Origin of the sequence: Hydrogenophaga defluvii, assembly GCF_042665235.1 — a bacterium.
In the GTDB taxonomy this organism is placed as follows: Bacteria; Pseudomonadota; Gammaproteobacteria; order Burkholderiales; family Burkholderiaceae_C; genus Hydrogenophaga; species Hydrogenophaga defluvii_A.
Genome location: NZ_JBHTBZ010000031.1, coordinates 1 through 642, shown reverse-complemented (window position 1 = coordinate 642; position 642 = coordinate 1). Strand labels below are relative to the sequence as shown.

Genomic DNA, 642 nt, shown 5'->3' with positions numbered 1-642 from the left:
CACCGTCTGGCCGGCGTAGTCCACAAAGAGTTTGTTGCCGGCCACATGGGTCTGGCGCATGGAGCGCTTCAAACGCCGGGCCCAGGCTTGGTACTTCTCGCAGAAGGCGCTGTACTTGTAGGCTTGGCCGCCGTGCTGCTGTTGGTACTCCTCCCACAGCAGTTGCAGGGTGACGCCGGGGCGGCGCAGTTCGTGGTGGATGTGGGCACAGTCGGGCTCCAGGTGGCGGGATGCGCGGGGCACTGGCGGTTTGTAGAGCCGGGACTGGAGCTCTTCGTCGCTCAAGGTCTGGGCCAGCGCCCAGTCCACGCCAGCCACGCGTGCGTAGCTGGCGATTTCGCTGACAGTGGATTTGGAGATGCCGAGGGCGGCGCCGATTTGGCGGGTGCTCAATGTCCCGCCGTGCAGCAGTTGCAGTGTGTGTCGTATCTTGCTCATGGTGACCCTGGGTGTGGGCATCGCTGTTTCCGGTCAAAAAACCGGGCAGCGTATGCCGCGTTCGGGTCACTCAGAACACCCCTCGGGTGTCCGCCATCAATTTGGAATGCTGTCCGCCTTCAGCGTGGAACGGTGTCCGCCATCACGCTGGAACACTGTCCGCCATCAGCATGGAATCGTGTCCGCCATGGCGTGGAATACGCA

1 pseudogene is annotated in these 642 nt (G+C 63.1%); it reads right to left on the bottom strand.

The features are described from left to right. Positions 1 to 459: pseudogene (locus ACFQU0_RS11735) on the bottom strand (IS21 family transposase); the annotation flags it as partial. Positions 460 to 642: the final 183 nt, after the last annotated feature.